Annotated in this window: 19 protein-coding genes; 10 read left to right on the top strand and 9 right to left on the bottom strand. The window is 68.3% G+C overall.

Annotated features, from left to right (window positions below):
• Nucleotides 1-98: 98 nt before the first annotated feature.
• A complete protein-coding gene (locus M2317_RS11455; RefSeq protein ID WP_429460270.1) occupies nt 99-992 on the top strand; it encodes a sulfurtransferase in 894 nt (297 codons plus the stop codon).
• Nucleotides 993-1,011: 19 nt separating this feature from the next.
• Nucleotides 1,012-1,443, top strand: coding sequence for a SufE family protein (locus M2317_RS11450; protein ID WP_429460268.1), 432 nt, complete (start codon nt 1,012-1,014; stop codon nt 1,441-1,443).
• Here M2317_RS11450 and M2317_RS11445 read toward each other — a convergent pair.
• Nucleotides 1,427-2,596 carry an alpha/beta hydrolase family protein gene (locus M2317_RS11445; RefSeq protein ID WP_429460266.1) on the bottom strand — a complete coding sequence of 390 codons (1,170 nt, stop codon included), beginning with the start codon at nt 2,594-2,596 and terminating at the stop codon, nt 1,427-1,429. The two genes, M2317_RS11450 and M2317_RS11445, sit on opposite strands and share 17 nt — an antisense overlap.
• Before the next feature lie 25 nt (nt 2,597-2,621).
• Here M2317_RS11445 and M2317_RS11440 point away from each other — a divergent pair, with 25 nt between their 5' ends.
• The 5 genes from M2317_RS11440 (at nt 2,622) to M2317_RS11420 (ending at nt 8,670) form a co-directional block, all read left to right on the top strand.
• Nucleotides 2,622-3,203: a DUF3000 domain-containing protein gene (locus tag M2317_RS11440; RefSeq protein ID WP_429460264.1), complete on the top strand. Its 582-nt coding sequence runs from the start codon at nt 2,622-2,624 to the stop codon at nt 3,201-3,203.
• The gene (locus tag M2317_RS11435) at nt 3,196-4,392 is read left to right on the top strand and encodes an HRDC domain-containing protein (protein WP_429460262.1); all 1,197 of its coding nucleotides are present in this window, start codon (nt 3,196-3,198) and stop codon (nt 4,390-4,392) included. The genes M2317_RS11440 and M2317_RS11435 overlap by 8 nt, the downstream gene beginning before the upstream one ends.
• A 72-nt stretch (nt 4,393-4,464) precedes the next feature.
• Entirely contained in the window at nt 4,465-5,673 is a 1,209-nt protein-coding gene (locus tag M2317_RS11430) for a thiolase family protein (protein WP_429460260.1), read from the top strand.
• An 8-nt stretch (nt 5,674-5,681) separates the two neighbouring features.
• Nucleotides 5,682-7,829 carry a 3-hydroxyacyl-CoA dehydrogenase NAD-binding domain-containing protein gene (locus tag M2317_RS11425; protein WP_429460731.1) on the top strand — a complete coding sequence of 716 codons (2,148 nt, stop codon included), beginning with the start codon at nt 5,682-5,684 and terminating at the stop codon, nt 7,827-7,829.
• A 157-nt stretch (nt 7,830-7,986) separates the two neighbouring features.
• Nucleotides 7,987-8,670, top strand: a complete 684-nt coding sequence (locus tag M2317_RS11420) for an SPFH domain-containing protein (protein ID WP_429460258.1) — start codon at nt 7,987-7,989, stop codon at nt 8,668-8,670.
• 13 nt (nt 8,671-8,683) lie between these two features.
• On the opposite strand, the gene dxs is transcribed toward M2317_RS11420, so the two are convergent.
• The 5 genes from dxs to dut form a co-directional block, all read right to left on the bottom strand.
• Nucleotides 8,684-10,624 carry a 1-deoxy-D-xylulose-5-phosphate synthase gene (gene dxs, locus M2317_RS11415; RefSeq protein ID WP_429460256.1) on the bottom strand — a complete coding sequence of 647 codons (1,941 nt, stop codon included), beginning with the start codon at nt 10,622-10,624 and terminating at the stop codon, nt 8,684-8,686.
• A 158-nt stretch (nt 10,625-10,782) separates the two neighbouring features.
• The gene (locus M2317_RS11410; protein ID WP_429460254.1) at nt 10,783-13,614 is read right to left on the bottom strand and encodes an aconitate hydratase; all 2,832 of its coding nucleotides are present in this window, start codon (nt 13,612-13,614) and stop codon (nt 10,783-10,785) included.
• A 153-nt stretch (nt 13,615-13,767) separates the two neighbouring features.
• Nucleotides 13,768-14,523 (bottom strand): DUF3159 domain-containing protein, encoded by a 756-nt coding sequence (locus M2317_RS11405; RefSeq protein ID WP_429460252.1) that lies wholly within the window; start codon nt 14,521-14,523, stop codon nt 13,768-13,770.
• Complete coding sequence (locus M2317_RS11400) at nt 14,520-15,107, bottom strand: DUF3710 domain-containing protein (RefSeq protein ID WP_429460250.1); 588 nt, start codon at nt 15,105-15,107, stop codon at nt 14,520-14,522. The genes M2317_RS11405 and M2317_RS11400 overlap by 4 nt, the downstream gene beginning before the upstream one ends.
• Complete coding sequence (dut, locus tag M2317_RS11395) at nt 15,104-15,541, bottom strand: dUTP diphosphatase (protein WP_429460729.1); 438 nt, start codon at nt 15,539-15,541, stop codon at nt 15,104-15,106. Before dut ends, M2317_RS11400 begins: the two co-directional genes overlap by 4 nt.
• 24 nt (nt 15,542-15,565) lie before the next feature.
• On the opposite strand from dut, the gene M2317_RS11390 reads away from it, so the two are divergent.
• Nucleotides 15,566-16,030 (top strand): DUF3093 domain-containing protein, encoded by a 465-nt coding sequence (locus M2317_RS11390; protein ID WP_429460248.1) that lies wholly within the window; start codon nt 15,566-15,568, stop codon nt 16,028-16,030.
• A 68-nt stretch (nt 16,031-16,098) separates the two neighbouring features.
• Here M2317_RS11390 and M2317_RS11385 read toward each other — a convergent pair whose 3' ends face one another.
• The gene (locus M2317_RS11385; protein ID WP_429460727.1) at nt 16,099-16,392 is read right to left on the bottom strand and encodes a DUF4193 domain-containing protein; all 294 of its coding nucleotides are present in this window, start codon (nt 16,390-16,392) and stop codon (nt 16,099-16,101) included.
• Nucleotides 16,393-16,590: 198 nt separating this feature from the next.
• Between M2317_RS11385 and sepH the strand changes: the two genes are divergently transcribed.
• Nucleotides 16,591-17,622 (top strand): septation protein SepH, encoded by a 1,032-nt coding sequence (gene sepH / locus M2317_RS11380; RefSeq protein WP_429460246.1) that lies wholly within the window; start codon nt 16,591-16,593, stop codon nt 17,620-17,622.
• A 3-nt stretch (nt 17,623-17,625) separates the two neighbouring features.
• Here the strand turns inward: sepH and M2317_RS11375 are convergent, their stop codons facing one another.
• Nucleotides 17,626-18,747: an alkaline phosphatase family protein gene (locus M2317_RS11375; RefSeq protein ID WP_429460244.1), complete on the bottom strand. Its 1,122-nt coding sequence runs from the start codon at nt 18,745-18,747 to the stop codon at nt 17,626-17,628.
• 47 nt (nt 18,748-18,794) lie between these two features.
• Here M2317_RS11375 and M2317_RS11370 point away from each other — a divergent pair, with 47 nt between their 5' ends.
• Nucleotides 18,795-21,239 (top strand): DNA gyrase/topoisomerase IV subunit A, encoded by a 2,445-nt coding sequence (locus M2317_RS11370; protein WP_429460242.1) that lies wholly within the window; start codon nt 18,795-18,797, stop codon nt 21,237-21,239.
• A gap of 119 nt (nt 21,240-21,358) precedes the next feature.
• On the opposite strand, the gene M2317_RS11365 is transcribed toward M2317_RS11370, so the two are convergent.
• Nucleotides 21,359-23,449 carry a DNA gyrase/topoisomerase IV subunit B gene (locus M2317_RS11365; RefSeq protein WP_429460241.1) on the bottom strand — a complete coding sequence of 697 codons (2,091 nt, stop codon included), beginning with the start codon at nt 23,447-23,449 and terminating at the stop codon, nt 21,359-21,361.
• Nucleotides 23,450-23,562 lie beyond the last annotated feature (113 nt).

Raw genomic sequence — 23,562 nt, 5'->3', positions numbered from 1 at the left:
CGCCGGGCGCACCGAATGGATCTATCGTCGAGGGGGACGGCACAACACTACGCCGTCGCCAGCTGAGCCTTCGCTCGCACACCATCGAGGAGCGCGCCGTGACCATCGAGTTCGACACCACGTCAGAGAAATTCGCCGAATACGCGGAACCGGGCCGGCTCGTCACGACCGACTGGCTCGCCGCGCACCTCGGCGACCCCGGCCTCGTCGTCGTCGAATCCGACGAGGACGTCCTCCTGTACGAGACCGGCCACATCCCCGGCGCCGTCAAGGTCGACTGGCACACCGAACTCAACGACCCAGTGGTCCGCGACTACGTCGACGGGGCGGGCTTCGCGAAGCTCCTCAGCCGCAAGGGCATCTCCCGCTCTGACACGGTCGTCATCTACGGCGACAAGAACAACTGGTGGGCGGCCTACGCCCTGTGGGTCTTCTCGCTGTTCGGCCACGAGGACGTGCGCCTGCTCGACGGCGGACGCGACCGATGGATCGCCGAGGGACGTGAGCTGACCACCGAGCCGAGCGCCCCGACGCCGACCGACTATCCCGTGGTGGAGCGCGATGACACGATCCTGCGCGCCTACAAGGACGACGTGCTCGCCCACATCGGCAAACCGCTCATCGATGTGCGCTCTCCCGAGGAGTACAGCGGAGAGCGCACCAGCGCGCCCGCGTATCCGGAGGAGGGTGCGCTGCGCGCAGGTCACATCCCGACCGCGCAGAGCGTGCCGTGGGCCAGGGCGGTCGCCGAGGACGGCGGCTTCCGGACCCGCGCAGAACTCGACGCTATCTACCGGGGCGATGCCGGTCTCCAGGATGGCGACGAGGTCGTCGCATACTGCCGGATCGGCGAACGCTCCAGTCACACGTGGTTCGTCCTCAAGCACCTGCTCGGCTTCGACAACGTGCGCAACTACGACGGCTCGTGGACCGAGTGGGGCAGCGCCGTCCGCGTGCCGATCGCGACCGGCGCCGAACCGGGCTCGCTCTGACCATGGGAGAATGGCGGGGATGAGCACAACGCACGTTCCCGCCACTCTCGCCGAGTTCCGCGACGATTTCCTGGCGCTCGACGAATCCGAGCGGCTGCAGCTGCTGCTGGAGTTCTCGAACGAGCTCCCCGCCGTCTCGGCCGACGTCGCAGCGCACCCCGAGATGGCCGAGCGCGTCGCTGAGTGCCAGTCCCCGGTCTACATCTATGTCGAAGTCGCCGACGATGTCGTGACGATGCACGCGACCGCTCCCCCGGAGGCTCCGACGACGCGCGGCTTCGCCAGCATCCTGGCGCAGGGCATCAGCGGACTCTCGCCTGACGAGGTGCTGGCGATTCCCGACGACTACCCCCAGTCGATCGGGCTCACCCGCGTCGTCTCGCCGCTGCGGATCTCCGGCATGACCGGAATGCTCCTGCGTGCGAAGAATCAGGTCAGGCAGAAGCGCTGAAGCCCTGCGCGCCGACCCATTCGGTGATCGCACCGGTCCAGCCGGTCTGGTCGTAGTTCCACAGCTTCGTGTGCCGCGCGCCGGTGAAGTGCGGCATCGTCACGATGTCCGGCCGCGCTTCGGCCAGGGCATGCGACGCATCGGCGGGAACGAAGCCGTCGTCGTCGCTGTGCAGGATGAGGATCGGGATGTCGAGCTCCTCGGCCCTGGCGAGCATGTCGAGACGGTCGAACGAGATGGCCTCGTCGGCACCGCCCCATCGGGCCGTCACGGGCGAGGAGAGCACGGTCATCGCCAGCTCGGGAAGCGGATCGCGGACGCCCTGCTCGCGCGCCTGGAACCGGAGAACCGAGCGCCAGTCGATCACGGGCGACTCCAGCACCAGCCCGACGACCGCCGAGCGATGGCCGGAGGACACCACGGTCTGGAGCGCGATCGCACCGCCCATGGACCATCCCATCAGCAGGACGCGGCGCGCCCCATGGCGCAGCGCGTAGGCGATCGCGCTGTCGACGTCGCGCCACTCGGACGCGCCCAGTGCATACGCCCCGCCCTTCGTACGTGGCGCCTCGCCGTCGTTGCGATACGACACGACGAGGTTCGCCATTCCCAGCGAGTGGAAGATCGGGACAGCACGCAGGCACTCCGCCCTGTTGCCGCCGCGCCCGTGGATCTGGATGACCCAGAGATCGGATGCCGGGGCATCCGGCGCCGCCGGGAACAGCCACGCGGGGCACGGGCCGCTGGGCGACCCGATCAGCACGTTCTCCCAACGCAGATGCAGTTCGCGGGGCGAGCTGTAGTACCAGCCGCTGAAACCCGCCGCGCGATCGATGCGCGCGCCGGGGTCGATCTGCGTCAGGAGTTTGCGGCGCACGCTCGCGCCATCGGCGCTGAGCACTGCACCGAGCTTCACGTAGCCGTGGGTGCCCGTCGTGAACAACCCGTATCGTCCCGGCAGTTCGGTGTCGAGCGTGCGGGTGAGCTCGATCGTCTGGGCCCCCGTGTCGACGGCGAGGATCTCGGTGTCCATCCCGCGCTTCTCCGGTGTCACGACGCGTCGCGCGACGGCGAGCACGAGAAGGCCGCCCGCCGTGACCAGAGCGAGCAGGGTGAGGACGAGGGCCGTGACGGCGTGCCTGATACTCTTCATCGCCTCCTGACTCTAGCCTGTCAGCGTGGACGCCCATTCCGATGCCGGAGCGCGCTTCGAGCACGCCGCAGCCGAACTGCGTGAGACGCGATTCCGCTCGGACATCACCGTGCGCGAGATCCCCTCTCCGCAGGGTCTCGCGCCGTTCTCCATCGCCTTCGCGGCAGACGTCCGCCCGGATGATCACGGCGACTCGATCTACGGAACCGCGCGGTTCATCCTGCTGTACGATCCGGATGCCCCCGATGCCTGGTCCGGCCAATGGCGGATCGTCGCATTCGCCCAGGCTCCCCTTGAGCCCGAGATCGGCACGGACCCTCTGCTGGCAGACGTCACCTGGTCCTGGCTCGTGGATGCGCTCGAGTCACGGGATGCCGTGTATCACTCGGCATCCGGAACCGCGACCAAGACGCTGTCGAAGGGCTTCGGCGGTCTGGCGGCTGAGGGCGACGGAGCACAGATTGAGCTGCGCGCCTCGTGGACGCCGGAGGGCGCACTGCGTCCGCATGTGGAAGCATGGGCAGAGCTGGTGGGGATGCTCGCCGGGCTTCCGCCCGGTTCAGAGGACATCGCCGTGTTCGGTGCTCGAAAGGCGGCCCGTGACTGAGTATTCCGTGATCGATGATCGGGATGGTTTCGAGCGCGCGTGCGCGCTTCTGGCCGCGGGCACAGGTCCTGCGGCCGTCGATGTGGAACGGGCGTCGGGTTTCCGCTATTCGCAGCGTGCATATCTCGTGCAGGTGTACCGACGGGATGCCGGGGTGTTCCTGTTCGATCCGCCCGCGATCGGCGATTTCCAGGCCCTGCAGGACGCCATCGGCGCCGAGGAGTGGGTACTCCACGCGGCCAGCCAGGACCTGCCCTCGCTGCGCGAGCTGGGGCTCGAGCCGGCCTCGTTGTTCGACACGGAACTCGTTTCCCGGCTTCTGGGGCACGAGCACGTCGGTCTCGCCGCGGTCGTCGAGGATACGCTGGGCATCACCCTGAAGAAGGAGCATTCGGCGGCGGACTGGTCGACCAGACCGCTGCCCGATGCCTGGCTCGAGTATGCGGCGCTCGATGTGCTGCATCTGGTCGATGTCCGCGACGTGCTCGCCGCCGAGGTCGTGGAGCAGGACAAGATCGAGATCGCCGCCGAGGAGTTCGCGGCGACGCTCACGCGCGTGCCGAAACCGCCGCGCACAGAGCCCTGGCGCCGTTTGAGCGGGCTGCACCGCGTCCGGGGCGCCCGCAACCTCGCCGTCGCACGGGCGCTCTGGGAGGCGCGCGAGCAGTACGCCCAGGAGCAGGACGTGTCCCCCGGTCGGCTCGTCCCGGACCGCTCGCTCGTCGCGGCCGTCCTGGCCGCGCCCGCCAGCAAGCACGCGCTCGCCTCGCTCTCCGATTTCACGGGCCGCGCCAGCCGCACCCAGCTGGATCGCTGGTGGAGCGCGATCGATGAAGGGCGTACGACCACGGACCTTCCGAAGGAGCGCGTCCCGAGCGACACGCTGCCTCCCCCGCGTGCGTGGAGCGACCGCAACCCGGAGGCCGATGCCCGGTTGAAGGCGGCCCGTCCCCTCGTCGAAGCCCGCGCGGCCGAGCTGCACATGCCGACGGAGAACCTCCTGACACCGGATCACCTGCGCCGTGTCGCCTGGGAACCGCCGCAGCCGGCGACCGCCGAGGCCGTGGGTGCCGCGCTGGCCGAGCTCGGCGCCCGCCCCTGGCAGATTGCGGAGACCGCACAGAGGATCGCGGATGCCTTTGTAGAAGCCGCGCAATCCCTCGAAGCGGCCGCGGAGGCCGCTTCGTAGAGTCGGTCCAACCGATTCCCTCCCGTCCACCCCCACTCCTAGGCTGAGGTCATACCCAACCCAGGAGGCAGAGTGGCCGAGATCTCGGACGTCTACTTCGTCGATGGCGTACGCACCCCGTTCGGGCGCGCCGGCGAAAAAGGCATGTACTGGAACACCCGCGCAGACGACCTCGCCGTCAAGGCGACGATCGGACTGATGGAGCGCAACGGCTCCGTCCCGGCGGACCGCATCGATGACGTGGCGATCGCCGCGACATCCCAGACCGGCGACCAGGGGCTGACTCTCGGTCGTTCCGTCGCGATCCTCGCAGGGCTGCCGCAGACCGTCCCCGGCCTCGCCGTCGAGCGCATGTGCGCCGGTGCCATGACGAGCGTGACCACGATGGCCGCGTCGATCGGCATCGGCATGTACGACTTCGCCCTCGCCGGTGGCGTCGAGCACATGGGTCATCACCCGATCGGCGGCAACGCCGATCCCAACCCCCGTTTCGTCGCCGAGAAGATGGTCGACCCCGGCGCTCTCAACATGGGTGTCACGGCGGAGCGCATCTTCGACCGGTTCCCGCACCTCACGAAGGAGCGCTCGGACCGTTTCGGGATGCTGAGCCAGCACAAGGTGCAGGCTGCCTACGATGCCGGGAAGATCCAGCCCGATCTCGTGCCCGTGGCGATCAAGGGCGCCGACGGCGCCTGGGGCCTGGCCAGCGAGGACGAGGGGCGTCGCCCCCAGACCACGATGGAGGACCTCGCGAGCCTGAAGACCCCGTTCCGCCCGCACGGGCGGGTCACGGCAGGCACCTCCTCTCCTCTGACCGACGGCGCGACGATGTCGCTGCTCGCCGGCGGCGGTGCGGTCAAGGAGCTGGGGCTCCGCCCGAAGATGAAGCTCGTCTCGTTCGCGTTCGCGGGCGTGCAGCCGGAGATCATGGGCATCGGCCCCATTCCGTCGACCGAGAAGGCGCTGAAGAAGGCCGGGCTCAGCATCTCGGACATCGGCCTGTTCGAACTGAACGAGGCCTTCGCGATTCAGGTGATCTCCCTCCTCGACCACTTCGGTATCGCCGACGACGATCCTCGCGTCAACCAGTGGGGTGGTGCGATCGCGGTCGGACACCCGCTCGCGGCCTCCGGTGTGCGCCTGATGATCCAGCTCGCCGCGCAGTTCGCCGAGCGGCCGGACGTCCGCTACGGCCTCACGGCGATGTGCGTCGGCCTCGGTCAGGGCGGCTCTGTCATCTGGGAGAACCCGCACTACGACGGTAAGAAGAAGCGGAAGTGAGCGCCGGCATGACGAACTACGACGACGTCGATTTCTCCCCGATCATGGCGCTCACCGAGGGCGAGGTGATCACCCACTCGCCGGTACGCGACATCCGGCTTCCCTCTGGCAGGACGCTGGCGCTCATCACGCTCGACAACGGTCGGGATCACACCCGTCCGAACACGCTCGGGCCGGCGACGCTCACAGAACTCGGCGAGACGCTCGCCGGACTGAAGGCCCGGGCTGCGGGCGGCGAGATCCAGGCCGTCGGCATCACCGGCAAGCAGTACATCATGGCGGCCGGCGCGGATCTGTCCGACATCAGCATGGTCGGATCGAAGGACAATGCACGCTTGATCGCGCAGCTCGGTCACAAGGTGCTCGGCTCGCTCGGGGACCTCGGCGTGCCGTCCTTCGCCTTCGTCAACGGTCTCGCACTCGGCGGTGGCCTTGAGATCGCGCTCAACAGCACCTATCGCACGGTGGATGCCTCTGCCGCCGCGGTGGCGCTGCCCGAGGTCTTCCTCGGCATCATCCCCGGCTGGGGCGGCGCATATCTGCTGCCGAACCTCATCGGCATCGAGAACGCCCTCGAGGTGGTCGTCTCGAACCCGCTCAAGCAGAACCGGATGCTGAAGCCGCAGCAGGCCTTCGACTACGGCATCTTCGACGCGATCTTCCCCGCGGCGACCTACCTGGAGAGCTCGCTCGCGTGGGCGGACGCGGTCCTCACCGGTGCGACCAAGGTCGAGCGGAAGAACGAGCCGGGCAAGCTGGAACGGCTCACGAAGTGGCCGATCGCGATCAAGATGGCGCGCGGAATGCTGGAGTCGAAGATCGGCACTGTGCCGCGGTCGCCCTATGCGGCGCTCGAACTGCTCGACAAGGCGCGCGGCGGCACCAAGGCCGAAGGCTTCGCCCGTGAGGACGAAGCACTGGCCGAGCTCGTCACGGGCGATCAGTTCGCGGCATCCATGTATGCCTTCGATCTGGTCCAGAAGCGGGCCAAGCGTCCGGTCGGCGCGCCGGACAAGGCCCTCGCGAAGAAGGTCACCAAGGTCGGCATCATCGGTGCAGGCCTCATGGCGAGCCAGTTCGCCCTGCTGTTCGTCCGCAAACTGCAGGTGCCCGTGCTCATCACGGACATCGACCAGGCCAGGGTCGACAAGGGCGTGGCCTACATCCACGAGGAGATCGGCAAGCTCGAGGCGAAGGGTCGGCTCGACGCGGATGCCGCGAACAGACTGCGCGGACTCATCCACGGCACCGTGGACAAGTCCGAGTACGCGGATGCGGATTTCGTGATCGAGGCCGTCTTCGAAGAAGTCGGCGTCAAGCAGCAGGTGTTCGCCGAGATCGAGAAGATCGTCGCCGAGGACGCGATCCTCGCGACGAACACGTCCTCGCTCTCGGTCGAGGAGATCGGCGCGACGCTCGAGCACCCGGAGCGTCTGGTCGGATTCCACTTCTTCAACCCGGTCGCGGTCATGCCTCTGATCGAGGTCGTCAAGACACCGGTGACGAACGAGCAGACGCTGTCGACGGCGTTCGTGGTGGCGAAGAGCCTCGGCAAGAATGCGGTGCTCACCGCCGACGCACCCGGCTTCGTCGTCAACCGACTCCTCGCCAAGGTCATGGGCGAGGCCGCCAGAGCCGTCTACGAGGGCACCCCTGTGCAGGACGTCGAGAAGGCGTTCGCGCCGCTCGGACTCCCCATGGGGCCGTTCCAACTCATCGATCTGGTCGGCTGGAAGGTCGCGGCCCACGTGCAGGACACCATGGTGCACGCCTTCCCCGACCGTTTCTACGCCAATGAGAACTTCCATGCCCTCGCCGAGCTCGATCAGGTCGTGGAGAAGGACAAGGGCGGTCGTGTGACGGGTTGGACGAAGACAGCCGAGAAGACGATCAAGAGCGCGGTCGGCTCCACCCCGGCTGACTCCGCGACGATCCTCGCCCGCGTGCAGGACGGCCTCGCGCAGGAGATCCGAATCATGCTCGACGAGAACGTCGTCCCGGAGGTCGAGGACATCGATCTGTGCCTCATCCTCGGCGCCGGCTGGCCGTTCATCGACGGTGGCGCATCGCCGTACCTCGACCGTGAGGGCGCATCGGAGCGGGTCTTCGGCGGCACGTTCCACACTCCGCCGATCCGGGGCATCGCGCACCGCTGATCGCTGAATCCCGAAGGCGGGAGGGTCCTCGTGATCCTCCCGCCTTCGTCGTCCAAGGACGGCGGATCCGGGAACAGCGGGCGAAGGCTGGGTGAACTTCTCGGTCCACAGGCCCGGATCGGCATCCGGGCCCCCGCTGATCCGTGAAAGTGGACCCATGGACACGTTCCTCTCGTTCTTCAGCGTTCCCGGCATGAGCAGCCTTCTGAAGACGGGTACGGCCGTCCTGACCGTGCTGCTGGTGGTTCCAGCGCTTCTGAAGCTCTTCCTCGTGACGATCGACGAAGGGTGGGCGGCGATCCGCACGCGGAACGGCAAGCCGATCGTGCGCAAGCCGAAAGGCATCCCCGGCGCACAGGGCGAGGTCGTCGTCCTGCCGCCCGGCACGCACGGCGCCTTCCCGATGTTCTACTGGTACAAGCTCATCGACGTCCGCTGTCGCGCCACGGATCTGCCGGCACGTCAGCTCACCGGGGCGGCCGGGCACCAGCATCTCGTGCACGCCTCGTTCGAGTGGCGTCCGGTGGCCACCGGACGCGAGTTGCGTGTCTTCGAGCTCGACGTCGTCAACGTCACCGAGCGCACCGCCAACATCGTCGGCTCCGCGATGCGCGACGTGATCCGGGGCCTGCCAGGGGACGTACTGCCGGCCAACGCGGACCTCGGCGCACAGGTGCTCTCGGCCTGTGCGCAGACCGCACTGCGCGACTGCGGCGTCGAGGTCGTGCGCGTGATGATCACGGGCGACGCACTGACCGACGGCTACCTGCTCTCGCAGGCGCTCCGGGCCGGGGATCGGGATGCCGAGGCCGCCGTCGCCGCACTGCACGCGCTGAACTGAGCGCGCGTCGGGGTCAGCGCTTCTCGTGCAGGGGAAGGTCGATCGCGCCGGTCTCCCCCGCGTGGCGCGCCACCGGGATGCGGATGCCGAGCACCTGCGAGACGACGTCCTGCGCGATTTTGGGAGCGGTCAGGCCCGCATCGGCGAGGATCTGGTCGCGTGAGGCATGGTCGATGAACTCGTCCGGGAGGCCGAGCTCGTCGACAGCGGTGTCGATGCCTGCTTCGCGCAGCACCTGGCGCACGCGAGTACCGATTCCTCCGACGCGGATGCCGTCCTCGAGGGTGATGACCAGGCGATGGCGTCGCGCCAGGTCGATGACCGAAGGCTGGACCGGAATCGCCCAGCGGGGATCGATCACGGTCGCGCCGATGCCCTGCGCACGCAGTCGCGTCGCGACATCCACAGCCAACGCGGCGAACGGGCCGATCCCGACGAGCAGGACGTCCTCCGACTCGCCGCGGGCCAGGACGTCCACGCCGTCGGGCAGGCGCTCGAGCGCCGGGAGGTCGGGGGCGACCTCCCCCTTGGGGAACCGGATCACGGTCGGCGCGTCGTCGACGAGCACGGCCTCATCCAGCGCCTCGCGCAGCCGCGCGCCGTCCCTGGGAGCGGCGATGCGGATGTGCGGCACGATCTGCAGCATCGCCAGATCCCACATGCCGTGGTGGCTCGGCCCGTCTGGCCCTGTCACGCCGGCGCGATCCAGCACGAACGTCACTCCGGCCTTGTGCAGGCCGACATCCATGAGGACCTGATCGAACGCGCGGTTGATGAACGTCGCGTACAGTGCGACGACGGGATGCAGACCTCCGTAGGCGAGTCCGGCCGCGGCCGTCACGGCGTGCTGCTCGGCGATTCCGACGTCGTACACGCGCTCGGGGAACCGTTCCGCGAACGGAGCGAGCCCGGTCGGGCGCAGCATCGCAGCCGTCATCGCGATCACCTTCGGGTCGCGCTCCCCCACCTGCACGAGCGATTCGGAGAAGACGTCCGTCCAGCCGGTACCCGTGCTCGACAACGGCTCCCCCGTCGCCGGATCGATCTTGTTCACCGCGTGGAACTGATCCGCCACATCATCGCGGGCCGGCTGATAGCCGCGCCCCTTCTCGGTGATCGCGTGCACGATCACCGGCGCACCGTACGACTTCGCGAGCTCGAGCGTCTCGATCAGCGCGTTCAGGTCGTGACCGTCCACCGGCCCGAGGTACTTGATGTCCAGATTGGAGTACAGCGCGGCGTTGTTCGTGAACCGGGACAGGAACCCGTGCGTTCCGCCGCGGACGCCGCGGAACACCGCCCGCCCGAACGCGCCGAAGGAGCGGAACAGCCGGTCGGACTTGCGGTGCAGATCCTTGTACGCCGCCGCGGTGCGCACCCGGTTCAGGTATCGGGACATCCCGCCGATCGTCGGCGCGTAGGAGCGCCCGTTGTCGTTGACGACGATGACCAGGTTGCGATCGTTGTCATCCGTGATGTTGTTGAGCGCTTCCCAGGTCATCCCGCCAGTGAGGGCGCCATCGCCGACCACGGCCACGACGTGGCGGTCGGAGCGGCCGGTGGCCGTCAGGGCACGGGACACGCCATCCGCCCAGCTCAGCGAACTGGATGCGTGCGACGACTCCACGACGTCGTGAGTGCTCTCGGAGCGCTGCGGATATCCGGCCAGTCCCCCGCGGAGACGCAGCTGCGAGAAGTCCTGCCGCCCGGTGATGAGCTTGTGCACGTAGGACTGATGACCGGTGTCGAAGATGATCGGATCCGCGGGTGAGCGGAACACCCGGTGCAGGGCGATCGTGAGCTCCACGACGCCGAGATTCGGCCCCAGATGTCCGCCAGTGCGGGAGACGTTCTCGATCAGGAACCCGCGGATCTCGTCGGCGAGCTGATCCAGCTCCTTCGAGCTGAGACCGTCGAGATCCCGCGGTCCCGTCATGCCGGGAAGAATGGGCATCCGCACCTCCTGAAGTCTTCATCGATCCTACCGCCGGGGTCCGGGAATCCCCCGTGGGCGCTTCCGGGAAACCGTCGGGCGGATTCCGGGTACCCCGCTCGCCGCAGTGCGAAGGGCCCGGATGCCGAAGCATCCGAGCCCTTCGATCAGCGTCCGTGTCAGACCAGCGAACGCAGCACGTACTGCAGGATGCCGCCGTTGCGGTAGTAGTCCGCCTCACCGGGAGTGTCGATGCGGACCACAGCGTCGAACTCGATCGTCTGCTTGCCCTCGGGCGACTGCTCGCTCGGCGCGGCCGTGACGTGGACCGTCTTCGGCGTGGCGCCGTTGTTGAGCTCTTCGAGACCCGAGATCGAGACGACCTCGGTGCCGTCGAGACCCAGCGACTCCCAGCTCTCGCCGGCTGGGAACTGCAGCGGCACGACTCCCATGCCGATGAGGTTCGAGCGGTGGATGCGCTCGAAGCTCTCGGTGATGACCGCCTTGACGCCCAGCAGGCTCGTGCCCTTGGCCGCCCAGTCGCGCGACGAACCGGAGCCGTACTCCTTGCCGCCGAAGATCACCAACGGGGTGCCGGCGTCCTGGTAGTTCCGGCTGGCGTCGTAGATGAACGACTGCGGAGCGTCGGCCTGTGTGAAGTCGCGGGTGTACCCGCCCTCGACCTCGGCGCCGTCGTTGACCGCCCTGACCAGCTGGTTCTTCAGGCGGATGTTCGCGAACGTGCCGCGGATCATCACCTCGTGGTTGCCGCGGCGCGAGCCGTACGAGTTGAAGTCCTTCTGAGCGACGCCGTGCTCGGTGAGGTACTGCGCGGCGGGCGTGCCGGCCTTGATGTTGCCTGCCGGGCTGATGTGGTCGGTCGTGACGGAGTCGCCGAGCGTCGCCAGCACGCGTGCACCCGAGATGTCGGAGACCGGAGTCAGCTCCATCGTCATGCCCTCGAAGTACGGTGCCTTGCGGACGTACGTCGAGTTCTCGTCCCACTCGAACACGGGACCGGTCGGCGTCGGGAGGCTCGTCCAGCGCTCGTCGCCGTCGAAGACGGTGGCGTACTGCTTGATGAACTGCTCACGCGAGATCGACGAGTCCACGATCTCCTGCACCTCGTCCGGCGTCGGCCAGATGTCCTTGAGGAAGACGTCCTGACCGTCCGAGCCCGTGCCGAGCGGGTCGCTCTCGAAGTCGAAATGCATGGATCCGGCCAGCGCGTACGCGATGACCAGCGGGGGCGATGCGAGATAGTTCATCTTCACGTCGGGGCTGATGCGTCCCTCGAAGTTGCGGTTTCCCGAGAGCACCGCGGTGACCGCGAGATCGTTGTCGTTGATCGCGGCCGAGACCTCTTCGATCAGCGGACCGGAGTTTCCGATGCAGATCGTGCAGCCGTAGCCGACCGTGTAGAAGCCGAGGCCCTCGAGGTCCTTGTCGAGACCGGACTTCTCGTAGTAGTCGGTGACGACCTTGGAGCCGGGGCCGAGCGTGGTCTTGACCCACGGCTTCTGCTTCAGGCCCTTCTCGAGCGCCTTGCGCGCCACGAGACCGGCCGCGATCATGACCGACGGGTTGGACGTGTTGGTGCAGGACGTGATCGCCGCGAGCGTGACCGCACCGTTGTCGAGGATATACTTCTCGCCGCTCGGCGTGGTGACCGGAACCGGCTTGGACGCACCGGACACGCCGCTGGAGATGTGCACCGGACGGGTGTGGGTGTCCTCTTCGCCGGGGACGGACCCCGGGTCGGATGCCGGGAACGAGTGCTTCGACTCCAGGTCGACGAGCTCCTCGGTCGTCGACGCGGTGGCGTAGTTGAGGATGTCCTGCTCGAACTGGCCCTTGGCCTCGGAGAGCAGAATGCGGTCCTGCGGACGCTTCGGGCCGGCGATCGATGGGACGACCGTGCCGAGGTCGAGCTCCAGGTACTCGCTGAACACCGGCTCGCTCGACGGGTCGTGCCAGAGGTGCTGCTCCTTCGCGTACGCCTCGACGAGAGCGATGGTCTGCTCGTCACGGCCGGTGAGGCGCAGGTAATCGGTCGTGACGTCGTCGATCGGGAAGATCGCGGCGGTCGATCCGAACTCGGGAGACATGTTGCCGATGGTGGCGCGGTTCGCGAGTGGAACGGATGCGACGCCGGCGCCGTAGAACTCCACGAACTTGCCGACCACGCCGTGCTTGCGCAGCATGTCGGTGATCGTGAGGACGACGTCGGTGGCGGTGACGCCCGCGGGGATCTCGCCCGTGAGCTTGAAGCCGACGACGCGCGGGATGAGCATCGAGACCGGCTGGCCGAGCATCGCGGCCTCGGCCTCGATGCCTCCGACGCCCCAGCCGAGCACGCCGAGGCCGTTGACCATGGTGGTGTGCGAGTCGGTGCCGACGCAGGTGTCGGGGTAGGCGCGCAGGACACCGTTGACGTCGCGGTCGTAGATGACCTTCGCCAGGTGCTCGATGTTGACCTGGTGGACGATGCCGGTCCCCGGCGGGACGACCTTGAAGTCCTGGAACGCGGTCTGGCCCCAGCGCAGGAACTGGTAGCGCTCGCCGTTGCGCTCGTATTCGATCTCGACGTTGCGCTCGAGAGCGTTCTCACTCCCGAACAGGTCTGCGATGACGGAGTGGTCGATGACCATCTCCGCGGGCGAGAGCGGGTTGATCCGGTTGGCGTCGCCGCCGAGCGCCGTGACGGCCTCGCGCATGGTGGCGAGGTCGACGATGCACGGAACACCGGTGAAGTCCTGCATGACCACGCGCGCCGGCGTGAACTGGATCTCGGTGTTCGGCTCGGCCGCGGCATCCCATGATCCGAGCGCCTCGATCTGCGCCTTGGTGACGTTCGCGCCATCCTCGGTGCGAAGCAGGTTCTCCAGGAGAACCTTGAGGCTGAACGGGAGCTTCTCGTAACCGGGGACGGTGTCCACACGGAAGATCTCGTAGTCGGTGCTGCCGACCGTCAGGGTGCTCTGGGCACCGAAGCTGTTCACCGTGGACACGAATCCGTCTCCTTCTTCTCGGATGGAGGCAACAGGCGACTCCATCTTGCTCGCCAGCGAGCCCGCACTGCCAGCAAGGCGGACCTAACCAGTCTGCTCCGCTCGGGCTTCGCGCGAAAGCCTGCAATTTATCTTGATGTCAAGATAAATCTATCACGAGTCCGCAGCATCCGCCTGCGACGACTCGCGCGGGTAGAGCGCACGGACGACGAGCCACGTCACCGCGATCATCGGAGCGAACAGCGGGAGCCCCATGATGAGCTTCAGCGTGCCCAGTGCCGTCACGTCGCCGGCGAAGTACAGCGGAAGCTGCACGGCGAGACGCGCGAAGAAGAGCCCGGCCCAGGCGATGGCCAGCCAGAAGAACGCGCGCTTCTTGCGGCGATCCTGTCGCCAGGCTGTTCCCTCGCCCATGAGGAATCCGGCGGCGAGTCCGATCAGCGACCAGCCGACGAGTGCGGAGATCAGCAGGGCGCCGCCGTACAGCGTGTTCGTGACGAAGCCGGGGACGAAGTTGTCCTCCCCGCGGCCGGTGAACAGCGCCAGCGCTGCCGCAGCACCCGCAGCCACGAGCCCGCCTATCGCCGCCGAGGGCGGCGACTTCTGGATCAGACGGATGACCGTGAACACCGCGGCGAGGCCGACCGAGACGCCGAGCGAGAGGATCAGCGGCTCGGGCCGGATGGTGAAGATGATGACGAAGGCGAGGCTCGGCAGGACCGACTCCAGGATGCCGCGCCAGCCGCCGATCGCGGACCAGACGACCCGATGCGTGCCGGAACGGTCATCCGGATCGAGCCCGGCCCTGCGGGCAGCACCACCCAGGGCGGCTCCGAGCACATCGGAGACCCGCGGCTCGGCATCGTGGTCGGGGCGCTCCTCTTCGGAGTGCGAGCGGTCGTCGCTCACGCCGAACCGGGGGATGCGGGCATCTTCAAGGGGATCAGATCGCGCGGAGGCATGGGCGATCCACCGCGGACGACCACGAGCGAGCGGAAGAGGTCCTCGACCTTGGCTGCCGCCTCCAGATCCGACGCCGCCGCCCCGCCGATCACTCCGCGCAGGAACCACCGAGGGCCGTCGACGCCGACGAAGCGTGCGAGACGGAGGCCCGAGCCTTCCGCTGCCGTCGCCGGCACTTCGGCGAGCAGTTCCTTGCCGAGCGGCCCTTCGCGCTCTTCCACGCGACCGCCCTGCGAGCGGACCTGGTCCTTGAGCTGCACGCGCGTCTCATCCCAGAGACCGCCCGAGCGCGGCGCGGCGAAGGGCTGGACCTGAAGCGACGAGTCCGCGTAGTCGAGGCCGACCGCGACGATGCGCTTGGTCTGCTCCTCGACCTCGAGGCGGAGGTTCAGACCGTCACGAGGAAGGATCTTGATCCCGCCGAGGTCGATGTAGGGGCGGACCGGGTTCACCTCGGACTCGTCGAACGGGCCGTCGACGGCGCGATCCGCTGGTGCCGACTTCGATGGCGTGGCGTTGTTGTCGGTCATGAGTTCTTTCCTGCCTGGTATCCCGTCGAACCGAATCCGCCTTCGCCCCTGACGCTCTCGGGGAGCTCCTCGACGGGGAGGAACACGGCCCGGGTGACGGGCATGATGATCAGCTGGGCGATGCGATCGCCGATCGCCACATCGTACGCGCTGCGGGTGTCGGTGTTTATCAGGCTCACTTTGATCTCTCCGCGGTAGCCGGCGTCGACGGTTCCCGGCGCGTTGACGATGGAGATGCCGTGCTTGGCGGCGAGCCCGCTGCGCGGGACGACGAAAGCGGCGTAGCCCTCCGGCAGTGCGATGCGCACACCGGTGGAGACGAGAGCGCGCTCCCCCGGTTCGAGATGCACGGCCTCGGCCGCGACGAGGTCGGCGCCGGCATCCCCCGGATGCGCGTAGTGCGGGACCACGGAGGCGATAATGGGAAGGTCGATGGAATCGCTCACCCCAAGAGGCTAATGCAGAACACGATCCCCGCCACCCGCCCGCGCTATCGGGAGCGCCTTGCACCGAGCCTCTGGCTGCTGGTGTCGGCAGCGGTCCTCGCACCCATGGTCGCGCTCACGCTCGTGCCGGTGAGCTCCGCCCTGGGGCTCGCGATCGGCGTCGCCGTCGCCGTGTCCGTGATCGGGCTGCTCGTCGCCGCCTCCCCCGTCGTGTCGGTCCAGGACGGCGTGCTGCGCGCCGGTCGCGCCCACATCGACGCCGGCTGGCTCGGCGACCCTGTCGCCCTCACCGGCGAGGAGGCGCGTGCGGCCAGAGGGCCCGCACTGTCGGCGTCCGGCTGGCATCTCATCCGAGGGGGGATCGACGGAATCGTCGTCGTCCCCAACACCGACCCCGATGACCCGGTGACCGCGTGGACGATCTCGACGCGTACGCCCGACCGGCTGGCCGCGGCCATCCGCCGCGCCGGGATCTGAGGGGAACAGGCTCCGACGACGACGCGCCCCGGACCTGAGCGGTCGGGGGCGCGTTCGAGTTGCTGCGGTCAGGCCGCGCATTCCTTGCAGATGGGTCCTTCCGGACCCTCATGGTCGAGCTGCGAGCGGTGCTTCACGAGGAAGCAGCTCATGCACGTGAACTCGTCCTGCTGCGCGGGCAGCACGACGACGTCGAGCTCGAGGTCGGACAGATCGGCCCCTGGGAGGTCGAAGCTCGACGGGTTGTCGGAGTCTTCGTCCCCGGTCGAGCCGGAGAGCTTGTCCGGCACACGCTCCTTGAGGGCTTCGATCGACTCGGAGTCGTCTTCGCTCTTTCGAGGGGCGTCGTAGTCGGTTGCCATGCGGTAGATCTCCACTTTCATGGTGCTAGTGGGCGGGGCGCCGTCGGGTAATCGGCGGGCATAGTTTGCATGACCGGAGCGGATTACGCAAATGCCGGTCGTCGCACCCGATCAAACTCACGGCACGCCCAGGCTATTCCCGGCATCCGGAGCGACCGCGTGACACCATGATCTGACACCCATCAGAGGGGCATTCGCATGGAAAACGTCACGATCGTGGGCACCGAGGCCGGTGTCCTCGTGCTCGCCACCGAGAACGGTCAGCGCTTCGCGCTGCCCATCGACGACCTTCTCCGCGCCGAGATCCGACGCGCCAACGCTCAGACGGCACCGGCCGCCCCCAAACTCGCCGCGAGTCCGCGCGAGATCCAGGCTCACATCCGTTCGGGCATGTCGGCTGCAGAGGTCGCCGAGCTGCTCGGCATCGCGCGCTCGGACGTCGAGCGCTTCGAAGGCCCGGTGCTCGCCGAACGCGAGCACGTCGTCGGTCAGGCGCTCGCGGTGCCGGTGCTGATCGGCAGCGAGGTCGAGCCGGATGCCCAGCCGACGTTCGGAACGGCCATCCGCGCGAAGCTCTCCGACGTCGCCGCCGAATCCGAGCGCTGGGTGAGCTGGAAAGAAGAATCCGGCTGGATCATCAAGCTCGAGTTCACCGCCAACGAGGTGGATCACGACGCGCGCTGGAGCTTCGACCCCCGCCGCAGCACGCTGGCGCCGCTGAATGCGGACGCCACGCAGCTGTCCCGCCAGGGGTCGTTGCCCGACGGGCTCATCCCGCGCCTGCGCGCGGTGGAGAGCGAACGGCAGCCGTCGCCGTACAAGGACGAGACGCGATTCGACTCCGGAGCATTCGGCCCGCGCCTGGTCGCGGAGTCGGATGCGGAGCTCGTCGAGCCGGCGGCGACCGACCGGTCCGCCGCGCAGAACGCCGCCATCAAGCGCGCCCCCGAAGAGTCCAGCACCAGCCCGGAGACGGCGGATCTGCTCGAGGCACTGCGCCGACGCCGTGGTCAGCGCGAAAGCGCACCGCTCGTGATCGATGAGCACGAGGATCTCGCGCCGCCGAGTCCGATCGCTCTGTTCGAGACGCCGGAGAGCGCCGACGACGACGGTGACTCGTCGGAGCCGGGGAACGACAGCAACGGCACGGATTCCTCGTCGCGCAAGCGCCGGCGCAATGCGATGCCGTCCTGGGACGAGATCGTCTTCGGCGCGCGCACGGACGAGTAGCGTTCAGCGCGCCAGCGCACCCAGACGGATCAGCGGGACCTGCCGCTCCTCCGGCGTCAACGAGCCGTGCTGACCGATCATGCCCCGACCGCGCTGATCAGCCGCCGTTCCGTCGTACAGTGCCCGGTTGCCGCGCGCGGCCAGGACGACGTCGCCGATGCGCGATGCCGCGGCATCCGTCACGCGCGGACCGAACAGCCCTGCGGCGATCGCCTCCGCCCGTGTCGCGACGTCCGCGACGCCGTCGGTGCCGGACCGCCACCGCTCGGCGGCGCGGTCATGGTCGACACCATCCTCCAGGTACAGGTGCACCATGCGCGGCTCACCGCCGAAATGCCGGACATCGCTCATTCCCGGACTCGTCTCGTCGAACACGCTCTGGCGATGCGCCGGGACATCGATCATGCCGTGATCGGCCGTGACGATCGCCCCGACGCCGTCCGGCACCGGACGCGACAGCGCGGCATCCACGTCTTCGAGAGCGGCGATCCACTCCGACGAGTCGACCCCGTGCTTGTGCCCCGCCTTGTCGACGTCAGCGAGGTAGCAGTACACGATGGCACCCTCGTGCTCCGCGGCGAGGGCGTAGGCCGCCTCGACGCGCTCGGCCGCCGAGGCCACGGCGACGAACTCCGCACCGCGCAGAGTCGCATGCGTGAATCCGCTGTGCGCATACGCTGCGATGCCGAGCGCGTACGCCGGGTGGCCCGCGTCCTTCGCCCGTTCGAAAACCGTTGAGCTCGCCTGCCACACCCGCGGATCGATACCGGCCGCCTCCCACTCGGAGAGCTGATTGACCAGGCGGTCGCGTGAGCGATCGAGCACGCGATAGCCGACCAGTCCGTGCTCCCCCGGCCACGTTCCCGTCAGGATGCTCGTGAGCGCCGCGGCGGTCGTCGACGGGAAGACCGACGTCGCCGTGTCGCGCTTCGTCATGCGCCCTGTCAGGAAACGGGCGTGCCCGGCATGGGCGCGAAGATCGATCGCGCCGAGCCCGTCCACGACGATGAGCACCCCGGAGCGGATGCGGGTGTCGCCCATGCCACGGACGGCGGCGAACAGGTCGTCCGCCACCCCGACGATGCTCCGGGCTGCGGCGGACTCGGACGGTAGCATGAGAGGCATATCCGAGCCAGTCTTTCACAGCCCCGTGCAACGCCCGAAGGTCCGTCATGCCCAAAACCTCGTCCGCTGAACCCGTCGAGGAACGCATCCAGGACATCGACCTCGAAAGCGAGATGCAGGGGTCGTTCCTGGAGTACGCGTACTCCGTGATCTACTCGCGCGCGCTCCCCGACGCGCGCGACGGCCTCAAGCCCGTGCAGCGCCGCATCCTCTTCCAGATGGCCGAGATGGGCCTGCGCCCCGACCGGGGGCACGTGAAGAGCGCCCGCGTGGTCGGCGAGGTGATGGGAAAGCTCCACCCGCACGGCGACACAGCGATCTATGACGCGCTCGTCCGCCTCGCGCAGGAGTGGGCGCTTCGCCTGCCCCTCGTCGACGGACACGGCAACTTCGGCTCGCTGGACGACGGCCCCGCAGCGGCCCGGTACACCGAGGCGCGGCTCGCCGGTTCGGCGCTGGCGCTGACGGACGACCTCGACGAGGATGTCGTCGACTTCATCCCGAACTACGACGGCCAGTTCCAGCAGCCCGCCGTTCTGCCTGCGGCCTTCCCGAACCTCCTGGTCAACGGGGCGAGCGGAATCGCGGTCGGCATGGCGACGAACATGGCACCGCACAACCTCATCGAGGTCGTGGCCGCCGCCACGTACCTGCTCGAGAACCCCGATGCGACGACCGAAGAGCTCATGGAGTTCGTCCCCGGTCCCGACTTCCCGTCCGGCGGCATCGTGATGGGTCTGGACGGCATCAGGGATGCCTACACGAACGGGCGCGGCGCGCTGAAGGTCCGCGGCAAGGTATCGATCGAATCCCTCGGGCCTCGGCGCACCGGCATCGTCGTCACCGAACTGCCGTACATGGTGGGCCCGGAGCGCCTGATCGAGAAGATCCGCGATGCCGTGCAGTCGAAGAAGCTACAGGGCATCAGCGACGTCACCGATCTCACGGATCGCCATCACGGCCTCAGGGTCGCGATCACGGTCAAGACCGGGTTCGACCCGAACGCGATCCTCGAGCAGCTGTACCGGCTCACCCCGCTGGAGGATTCCTTCAGCATCAACAACGTCGCGCTCGTCGAGGGTCAGCCGCGCACGCTCGGCCTCAAAGAGCTGCTGAGCGTCTACGTCGGCCACCGCATCGAGGTCATCACCCGGCGCAGCCGGTACCGGCTCGCCCGGCGCGAGGAGCGCCTGCACCTCGTCGAGGGCCTGCTCATCGCGATCCTCGACATCGACGAGGTCATCCAGGTGATCCGCTCCTCGGACGACAGCGAACAGGCGCGCAGCCGGCTGCGCACCGTGTTCGACCTGTCCGAGCCGCAGGCCGAATACATCCTGGAACTGCGTCTGCGCCGCCTCACCCGCTTCTCGCGCATCGAGCTCGAGTCGGAGCGAGACGCCCTGCGCGCCGAGATCGCCGCACTGCAGGAGCTGCTCGGCAGCGACGCGCTGCTGCGGGCACAGGTCGCGAAGGAACTGGATGCCGCGGCCGACGCCTACGGCACCCCGCGCCGCACCCTGCTGATGAACGCCAAGCCGGCCGCCCCGCGCCGCGCCAAGGCGGGCGAGACCGATCTGCAGATCGCCGATGCGCCGACGCTCGTCGCCCTGTCCACGACCGGACGCGCCGTGCGCGTCGACGTCGTCGACGGCCAGGAGATCAGCCGTCCGCCCCGCCGCAGCAAGCACGACGCGATCGCGTCGACCGTCGAGGGGACCGTGCGCGGCGAAGTCGGTGCTCTGACCTCGACCGGGCGCCTGCTGCGCTTCTCGCCCGTCGATCTGCCGTCTGTGCCGGCGAGTTCGGTCCAGCTCGGCGCGGGAACGCCCCTGCGCGACTATCTCAACATCACGGCGCGCACCGAGCGGGTAGTCGCTCTCGTCCCGCTGGGCACGGACACCCCCTTCGCGATCGGCACCGCACAAGGCACGGTAAAGCGGATCGTACCGTCGACGCTCCCTGTGCGTCCCGAACTCGAGGTCATCGGCCTGAAGGCCGGGGATTCGGTCGTCGGCGCGGCATCGGCGTCGGACGAGGCAGAACTCGTCTTCGTCACGACCGACGCGCAGCTGCTGCACTTCACGGCCGCCGCCGTCCGTCCGCAGGGGGCACCGGCCGGCGGCATGGCGGGAATCAAGCTCAGTGCCGGTGCCACGGTGCTGTACTTCGGCGTGGTCACCACGGACGAGGAAGCCGTCGTCGCCACGGTCTCGGGTGCCGAGGGCATGATCCCCGGCACGGACCCCGGGCGCGCCAAGGTGTCGTTCTTCTCGGAGTACCCCGCCAAGGGCCGGGCGACGGGCGGTGTGCGCGCTCACGCCTTCCTGAAGGGCGAGGACCGCTTGACCGTGGCGTGGGTGGGCGACGAGCCCGCGTACGCCGTGGGAGCCGACGGCGCGGTTCGCGCACTTCCTGTTCCCGGCGCGAAGCGGGATGCGTCCGGCCAGCCCGTCGACGGCGTGATCGGATCGATCGGCCGCCCGGTCGTCTGACGCTCGACCCACCGTCGCTCGCCATCGTGCGGGCCGCATGTCCGGGTCGGGCGGGTCCGCAGCCACAGCACCCGCAACCACCCGGATATCCCTCGGCGCTGCGCCAGGGGACGCGGGGCTCAGGCGTCGATGGCCTCGCGGGAGAGACGGTCCGACGACTCGATGATGAACTCGCGACGCGGTGCGACCTCGTTGCCCATGAGCAGCTCGAACACACGGCCTGCGGCCTCGGCATCCTCCATGCGGACGCGACGCAGCAGGCGACCGGACCGATCCATGGTCGTGGACGCCAGCTGCTCGGCATCCATCTCGCCCAGGCCCTTGTAGCGCTGGATCGGCTCGTGCCATCGCTTGTTCTGCTTCCGCAGTTTCGCGAGCAGGGTGTGCAGCTCCTGCTCGCTGTACGTGTACAGCGTCTCGTTGGGCTTCGACCCCGGGTTCATCACGATCACGCGGTGCAGCGGAGGCACGGCGGCGAACACGCGACCGGCCTCGATCAGCGGCCGCATGTAGCGGAAGAACAGCGTCAGCAGCAGCGTGCGGATGTGCGCGCCGTCGACGTCGGCGTCGCTCATGAGGATCACCTTGCCGTAGCGCGCCGCCTCGATGTCGAAGCTGCGGCCGGAGCCCGCGCCGATCACCTGGATGATCGAGGCGCACTCGGCGTTCGAGAGCATGTCGCCGATGGATGCCTTCTGCACGTTCAGGATCTTGCCTCGGATCGGCAGAAGCGCCTGGAACTCGCTGTTGCGCGCGTTCTTCGCCGTGCCGAGCGCCGAGTCGCCCTCGACGATGAACAGCTCGCTGCGATCGACGTCCTTGGTCCGGCAGTCGACGAGCTTCGCGGGCAGCGTCGAGGACTCCAGCGCGCTCTTGCGGCGCTGCGTCTCCTTGTGCGCACGGGCCGAGACGCGTGCCTTCATCTCGGCGACGATCTTGTCGAGCAGCTGCGTCGCCTGGTTCTTGTCGTCGCGCTTGGTGGACGAGAAGCGCGCACCGAGCTCTCGGCGCACCACCTGCGCGACGATCTGGCGCACGGCGGGCGTGCCGAGCACCTCTTTCGTCTGACCTTCGAACTGCGGCTCCGGAACCTCGACGGTGAGCACGGCGGTGAGACCGGCAAGCACGTCGTCCTTCTCGAGCTTGTCGTTGCCGACCTTGAGCCGGCGGGCGTTCTGCTCGACCTGGGAGCGCAGCACTTTCAGGAGCTCCTGCTCGAAGCCCTGCTGGTGCGTACCGCCCTTGGGCGTCGCGATGATGTTCACGAACGAGCGCATGGTCGTCTCGTAGCCCGTTCCCCACCGCAGAGCGATATCGACGCGGCAGTCGCGCTGGACCTCCTGGGACGCCATCGTCCCGTTGGCCTGCAGAACGGGCACCGTCTCGGTGAACGAGCCATCGCCCTGGATGCGCCACGTGTCGGTGACCGGGGCATCGGTGGCGAGGTACTCGACGAACTCGGAGATGCCGCCCTCGTAGTGGTACGAGGTCTCATTGACGCCGTCGTCGCCGGAGGCGGCGCGCTGGTCTCGGACGAGGATCTCAAGGCCCGGCACCAGGAACGCGGTCTGCCGAGCGCGGGTCTCGAGCTCGGCGAGCTGGAACGCGGCATCCTTCGTGAAGATCTGACGGTCGGCCCAGTACCGCACACGGGTGCCCGTGACGCCCTTCGCGACCTTGCCGACGACGCGGAGCTCGCTCTTGTCCTCGAACGGGGTGAAGACGGCATCCGGACGCGGAGCGCCCGAATCCTTGAAGACGCCCGGCTCCCCGCGATGGAAGCTCATGGCGTACGTCTTGCCGCCGCGATCCACCTCGACGTCCAGACGCTCCGAGAGCGCGTTCACGACAGACGCGCCGACGCCGTGCAGACCACCGGATGCCGCGTACGAGCCGCCGCCGAACTTCCCGCCGGCGTGCAGCTTGGTGTAGACCACCTCGACGCCGCTGAGTCCGGTCCGCGGTTCGACGTCGACGGGCACGCCGCGGCCGCGATCGCGAACCTCCACGCTGCCGTCATCGTGGAGGATCACGTCGATCTTGGATCCGTTGCCGCCGACGGCCTCATCGACCGAGTTGTCGATGATCTCCCACAGGCAGTGCATGAGCCCCGGCGAACCGTTCGAGCCGATGTACATGCCCGGGCGCTTGCGGACCGCTTCGAGTCCTTCCAGAACCTGAAGATGATGGGCGGAATACTCGGAGGTCACAGTCTTCAAGTCTAGGTGCGCTGCCGCTTCAGCGGCTGCCGACACTCCCCACCGACGCCGGGTGAGCACCTTCCGCGTACGCGCTGAGCGAAACACGCCGTGATCCGGGCATG

Origin of the sequence: Microbacterium sp. ZKA21 (assembly GCF_050434165.1) — a bacterium.
Classification (GTDB): domain Bacteria; phylum Actinomycetota; class Actinomycetes; order Actinomycetales; family Microbacteriaceae; genus Microbacterium.
The sequence above is the reverse complement of the archived record's forward strand: the minus strand, read 5'-3'. Positions and strand labels throughout refer to the sequence as shown.